The organism is Bradyrhizobium sp. th-b2 (genome assembly GCF_000426785.1).
Taxonomy (GTDB): domain Bacteria; phylum Pseudomonadota; class Alphaproteobacteria; order Rhizobiales; family Xanthobacteraceae; genus Bradyrhizobium; species Bradyrhizobium septentrionale.
Window position 1 is genome coordinate 1 of record NZ_AUGA01000157.1, and the last position, 6,015, is coordinate 6,015.

Here is a 6,015-nt window from a genome sequence, read left to right on the forward strand (position 1 = left end):
TTTACCCGACGGGCACGCGCAGCCGCGATTGGGTTAAGAGAACCTGCGCTCAGCGCGAGACGCTGACGATCGCTGGCTTCGTACTGGATGGCGACAAATGGGACGGCATTTATGTGGGCCGCCGCCAGGGCGATGATCTGATCTATGCCGGCAAAGTTGACCATGGCTTCGACAAGGCGTCGGCCGCCGACCTACGCAAGCGTCTGACGCCGCTAATCCGGAAAACACAACCCTACACCAAGCGCATTGCGCATAAGGCCATCTGGGTCGAGCCAGAGGTCCTGGCGGAGATCGAGTACCGCGCCAAATCGGCCGAGGGTAAGGTGCGGCATCCGTTCTTCAGAGGGGTGCGAGAGGATGTATGAGCGCGAAATCATCTCCGGCGGATCGGAGAGACACGGCGAGCCCCAACTCAGGGGGTGAGCTGGGGCTGCCGGGGCTAGGAGGCTGTAGCGGCACAGCCTCTACTCACGACGTTACGGCTTTCCCGAATTTCGTCCACAAAGTTTCGGAGTTGCTGCGGCGCGCTAGTACCTTTGCCCCACGTCGCGCCTGAAAAAAGCAGTCGACGGCGCAGGCATAACCTATTTGAAGCATGGTCTTTCGGCACAATCTGATCTTAATTAGTACAGCACCATCAACCGCAGCGGCCATCGGGTCAAAGGACATATCCTCCTTCAATTTTGATGCTTTCGCCTCGCAAGTTTTGCTAAGCCGTCATTGACTGGTTTGGCTTTGGGTGAGGCATATGCGTAAGACGGACGCGACCTGTCCGCGCTGCGGGGCTGGTTTCCGGCGGTTGGAACTTTGGTGCGGACGAAGGTCCGAAGGAGAGGACCGCTGTCCTGTGTGCGATACGTCGCTTGAGGTTTTTGATGGGAGTAAGTCGGTCGCCTACCGGCTTACGATCCAACCATCCCGGCGAGCTATGGAGCGCTGGCGAGGCCACCCTGGGGCCGGTAACCCGAGTTGACCCCGCCGCCCGCGCTGGCGGTCCAGCCCGCAGCACGCGACAATCTCACCGAGGCTGCATTGCAGTTTTGTGACATGATGGTTGCTGTCCGCAACACAACGCCGTCCAAGCGGAATATGGGTCGCTTGGCGGCGTTGGATCGAGGGGGGCCTTTAGATGGTTGACCAGTTGTGAACAAACACCAAATCGTTCAATTCGGCGGGTTCGAGGTCGTCTACGTCAGCGGCGAGCGCGGCCAGCCGATTCCGGAGCAGGCGCCGGCTGCGTTTGACGCCCTGGAAGCGACGTTGCCGACGCTGAAGAAAAAGCGGTTCTACGGGGTGGTGATAGACGGCGCCTATCGTGCCTGCGCTGCGGTCGACGAGGATACGCGCACCCTCGATCTGCCGCGTTGGATGATCCCTGCCGGCCTCTATGCAGTGGAGAAGATCGCTGATTGGGAGCGGCACCGCGACGTGATCGGTCCAACAACTGTCGCGCTCCGCGGTCGCTCCGACTTCGACGCGACGCGGCCGTTGATTGAGTTCTACCGCAGCCAGGCCGAGTTACGTCTCCTCGCGCCGGTTGTCTAGATCGACTAACCGTCGCGTCCTCATTGTCGCCTGTTGGCCCTTCTGAGACATGCCGAACGGCCGTGACGACGTCCGCTTCCGAGCGATGACCGGAAGTGCCAACCCACCGGAGCAAGGTCTCAGTTTGACCCCAACCGGACATCGGAGCCATTGACCGGATTGTCTGTGCGACATTCTGACCAATATGAAGGTCCTTTGGTCGAGCGCAGGATCATCCTGTAGCCTTCTTTTAAGCTGCCTTTCGAGACGGGCGTGCCGACGCTCCGTTCAAGGCGAATGGCGGCGGGGAATGCCGTCGGCAGGCATCACACTCACTTAACCGATAATCTTCTTGTGCCGGTCTCTCTTAGGCATCCGCAATGCGCGCGGGTGCAGGAAAGCGCGCGATTGTGCAGGGAACGCCTCGATTCGCGGAGCCGGCATCGGTGGCCGCGTCCGCTCATGGAGGCTCATCATGAGGGCCATATTTGCCTTGTTATTTTATTTGCTACTTTTGCCTTTGGTTTTTGCTCATGAACACACGAATGCCGTACCGGAGATCGACCGGAAGTTTCTCGACAATCTTCAGCGACCGGACAACCGTCCTAATGAGCGTCCCGACAAGAAGTCCAAATCATGCTGCACGGACAAGGATGCCGTAGGCGTCGAATACAAGATGGTCGTGCTCGAAGGCGCTAAGTATCCGGAGCCTGAGTGGTACGTGTGGATTGATGCGCATAAACCCGACGGCACACCGAGTGAATACAAGTGGGTGAAAGTGCCACCAGAGAAAATCGTAGAAGAGTATTCGCCTTCAGGCCAAGCATACGTTTATCTGATGGCTTACACCATCCAATGCCTCGTGCGCCCACAGACGCGGTACTAAAGACCTAGCGGCTGCGCGTCCCGGCAAGTTGCTTGCGCTCGAGACCGGCAGCCGCCGCCTCAGTTGGCGGCCTCTTTTATTTATTGACGCGATGACATGTCGCCTGTTGGCCCTTTTCGGAAGTGCCGCGCTGGCTATCGAAAGTCCGGTGACGGGGGTTTCACGGTTGCGCGCCCCGACTTTCGAGTTTGACCCCAACGGACGTTTAGTGGCCTAAGTTGAATTTCGCAGTCGGCCAATTTGAAGGTGAGCAATTTGACCAGACGACCGCAGTGGGTTTGTGCTGTTTTGATCGTCACCGGGGAATTGCGCTGTCCGGACCAATCCAAACGCCACTAAGTACTATTCAGCTTGGTGGCGGTGCGTCCTGAATACAACGGCGCCCTTTGGCCTAAATCCGCTCCACGACGAACGCGCGTCGCATAGGCGCCAGACTGGCGAACACGATCAGATCAAAGAGGGCAAAGTCATGAGCAAAACCTTGTCGTTGGTGCTGGTGCTGTTGTTGGTCACGATCGGCCATGCGCAAGCGGAGCCGCTCACTGACGACATGACGAAACTCAATGCGCAATGGGACGCCGCGATCAATGATCCGAATTTCGACGCCTTGATGCCAATGTATGCCGCCGACGCCAGTCTGATGCCGCCCGGCGCAGCACCTGTCTCCGGCCCCACTGCAATACGCGACTTCTTCGCCAAAAGGGGCACGAGCGTCAGAAATCACAAGCTCGAGCTTGTAGAGATTTTGCAGGACTACGCCTACGTGACTTCCCGCTTCAGAGCCTCATTGGTAAAAGGCGAGGAAACGACCAAGCTGTCCGGAAGTACCGTTAAGCTTTATGAACACCAGTCCAACGGCGAATGGAAGGTTAAGTCCCATATTTTCGTCCGGGAATAGCCAAGTGCTGCATTTGGTACCGAACAGAAATCCCCTTGGGAACGGCAGTGCGTCGACGCTGTCTACCCGCCACGTCATAGCTTTCTCCCCCTAGCCAATCGGCAGTAGCCAACTCAGTGAAGCTTCGCCGCTCTCTCCTGCGGCGTACCGCGGCATATTCGCAACGTCGGCTCTTGGCCCTTTTCGGACCTGTCGTTTTCACCTGACGGCAGACCGGACATCGATGTCACGAGGCCAAACTTCCGAGTTTGACCCAATTCGGACTTGGCGGGTCGCCATATTCCCTTCCGAAAGCTTTAGTTTCAGGGATAGGATAGGCTGCATCTGGCAGGGAGACCACCGGCACTAGACCAGCTTGTTCGGCCGATTCCGGATCTTTGTAAAATGAGGCGATCGCTCGTGAAAGATGACGAGTTGAACCATCAAATTCAGCTGGAGCGGGAGCTGGCGTACCAGCAGATCGCAGCATCAGGGGATATTCTAGAATTAATTTCCCAGACATCGAGCGACCTTTCGAGCGTCTTCGAAAAGCTATTGCAAAAGGCTATCGATCTATGTCACGCAGAAATCGGTATTCTGTTTACCTATGACGGCGACAAGTACACAGCGGCTTCGATGAGCGGAACCTCGGAGTCTTTCTCGCAGTGGCTCAAACAAGGTCCCATAAAAGCGGGCGAGCGCACTGGCCTTGGTCGAATTGCGAATTCGCATCAGATCGTCCACGTTGCGGATATCATTACTGAGGATATTTATCGCACGGGTGATCCTCTACGCATCGCTACAGCAGATTTAGGAGGAGCGAGAACCTTTTTGGCAGTCCCAATGCTGAAAGGTGATACTCTCGTCGGTGCTTTCACTATCTATCGCCAGGAAGTCCGTGTTTTTGAAAGGACTGATCTGGAGTTGGTGAAAACATTTGCCAACCAAGCGGTCATCGCAATCGAGAACAGTCGCTTATTGGGTGAGCTGCGCGCCAAGACGATCGAATTGCAAACGTCCTATGGGATTGTTGAAGAGCAACGGAATGAACTTCAGAGACGTTCTGAAGAGCTTGCTAAACTTAACACGTGTTTGGAACGTCGGGTTGCGGAGCAACTTGATGAGATAGAACGCATGGCTAGGCTTAGGCGGTTTCTGTCGCCACAGATTGCCGAATTAATCCTATCATCAGGCCCGGAAAACTTACTCGCGAGCCATCGGAGGGAAATTACCGCAGTTTTTTGCGATCTTCGCGGGTTCACCGGCTTTTCTGAATCTGCCGAGCCTGAAGATGTAATGATTATATTGAGCGAGTACCATGAAAAAATTGGCGCGCTCATCTTCAAACATCAAGGTACGTTAGAGCGATTTGTTGGTGACGGACTGATGGTGATTTTCAACGATCCGGTGCAGTCACCAAATCCGGCACTTCAGGCCGTTCAGATGGCTATCGAGATACGAGTGGCCGTAGGGCATTTGATTCAAAAATGGCGTCGCTTAGGGCACGATCTCGGCTTCGGTATGGGCATTTCGCACGGCTATGCCACTTTAGGGACGATCGGATTCCAGGGCCGGTTTGATTATGCCGCCATCGGGACGGTTTCAAATCTTGCTTCGCGCCTGTGCGATGACGCAAAAGCAGGGCAAATATTGATCTCGCCCCGAGTCGCCATAGCAGTCGAAAACGAATTTTCCATCGAAAGAGTGGGTGAGTTTTCGTTCAAAGGCATCCGAAGGCCTTTAGAAGTCTATAACGTCCTCTCTGAGACGCTCGACATTAAGAGCTCTTAAAGCGGTGTGCCTCCTGCCGCAGAATTCCTCGCAGCCCTTCTTTGCGGACCTTGTCATCGCGTGAGGCAACTTCCGTACATGGCCCTTTTCGAACGTGCCGCGCTGGCTATCGAAAGTCCGGTGTCGGGGGTGAAGCGGACCTCACGGTTGCGCCCTCCAATTTCCGAGTTTGACCCAGTGCGGACTTCTGCCGAACGGCTTGCCAATTTCGATTCAGCTATGCTTCAGCTCGGTCTGATCCGCCTTCCCGAACTTGAAATGGTTCATGCGCGACCCGGCGGTCCTTTGCCGGCCGGATGGAATAATATGTCTCGGCCTTCAGAAACCGCCCGCTGAGACTTAACCCCTTCCTTGGGTGGGAAGTCGCCTCCTGGCCCATCGCGTCAGCTAGCGCAGTGCAACGACATGTCCGAAGCTGAGGGTAGACCGGAAGTAGGCTCAGGACTCATTTGGCTGCGGAGATGTTCGTTGGCGGATTCAAAGGATTTCCCTTCCGTGACGCTGCCCACAACTTAAGTGCAACCAGCGCCGGACGCAGGGCCAAGCCTTCCGCTGTTAGCGCATACTCCACCTTGGGAGGCACGTCAGGGTAAACCTTGCGGACAACGACGCCGCTCCCTTCCAGAGTATCCGTCCGAGGGCGGCCGTCTTGCGAGTTTTTCCGATCTGTAGCTGACTGTCCTTATGGACGGACATAAGGACAGTGCGGTGCTGAGCCGCATGGATTTGGTGGAGACCGGTCGGCGGCGACGCTGGACGCGTGCGGAGAAGCTCAGAATCGTAGAGGAGAGCTTCTCGGGGCCACGACTGGTGTCGGCGACGGCTCGCCGGTATGGGATATCACGTCAGCTTCTGCTGAGCTGGCGCAAGGCTTGGACCTGTCATGATCCGGCCGAAGAGGATTCGATCGGCCCGACATTCGTCCCTGCGATAGTTG

The 6,015-nt window shown here is 56.3% G+C and carries 6 protein-coding genes and 1 pseudogene; 6 read left to right on the forward strand and 1 reads right to left on the reverse strand.

The features are described from left to right. The 5 genes and pseudogenes from K359_RS0146405 to K359_RS58090 form a co-directional block, all read left to right on the forward strand. Nucleotides 1-365, forward strand: a pseudogene (locus tag K359_RS0146405) (DNA ligase); the annotation flags it as partial. A gap of 778 nt (nt 366-1,143) precedes the next feature. Next, on the forward strand, nt 1,144-1,545 hold the full coding sequence (locus K359_RS0146410) for a hypothetical protein (protein ID WP_029085085.1): 402 nt from the start codon (nt 1,144-1,146) through the stop codon (nt 1,543-1,545). 454 nt (nt 1,546-1,999) lie between these two features. Then, nucleotides 2,000-2,410 carry a hypothetical protein gene (locus tag K359_RS0146415; protein ID WP_029085086.1) on the forward strand — a complete coding sequence of 137 codons (411 nt, stop codon included), beginning with the start codon at nt 2,000-2,002 and terminating at the stop codon, nt 2,408-2,410. Nucleotides 2,411-2,879: 469 nt separating this feature from the next. Next, nucleotides 2,880-3,308 (forward strand): DUF4440 domain-containing protein, encoded by a 429-nt coding sequence (locus K359_RS0146420; protein WP_029085087.1) that lies wholly within the window; start codon nt 2,880-2,882, stop codon nt 3,306-3,308. A 399-nt stretch (nt 3,309-3,707) separates the two neighbouring features. Beyond that, complete coding sequence (locus K359_RS58090; protein WP_198031289.1) at nt 3,708-5,078, forward strand: adenylate/guanylate cyclase domain-containing protein; 1,371 nt, start codon at nt 3,708-3,710, stop codon at nt 5,076-5,078. Between the two features lie 445 nt (nt 5,079-5,523). Here the strand turns inward: K359_RS58090 and K359_RS60480 are convergent, their stop codons facing one another. Continuing rightward, a complete protein-coding gene (locus K359_RS60480) occupies nt 5,524-5,703 on the reverse strand; it encodes a helix-turn-helix domain-containing protein (RefSeq protein WP_084518838.1) in 180 nt (59 codons plus the stop codon). Nucleotides 5,704-5,786: 83 nt separating this feature from the next. Between K359_RS60480 and K359_RS60485 the strand changes: the two genes are divergently transcribed. After that, nucleotides 5,787-6,015: transposase (locus K359_RS60485; protein ID WP_029085088.1), on the forward strand; the 229-nt coding region annotated here is incomplete at its 3' end.

Bases quoted from the DNA above. Each gene is read 5' to 3' on its own strand.
- K359_RS0146415 (WP_029085086.1), top strand. From the start codon at position 2,000: ATGAGGGCCATATTTGCCTTGTTATTTTATTTGCTACTTTTGCCTTTG.
- K359_RS0146420 (WP_029085087.1), top strand. From the start codon at position 2,880: ATGAGCAAAACCTTGTCGTTGGTGCTGGTGCTGTTGTTGGTCACGATC.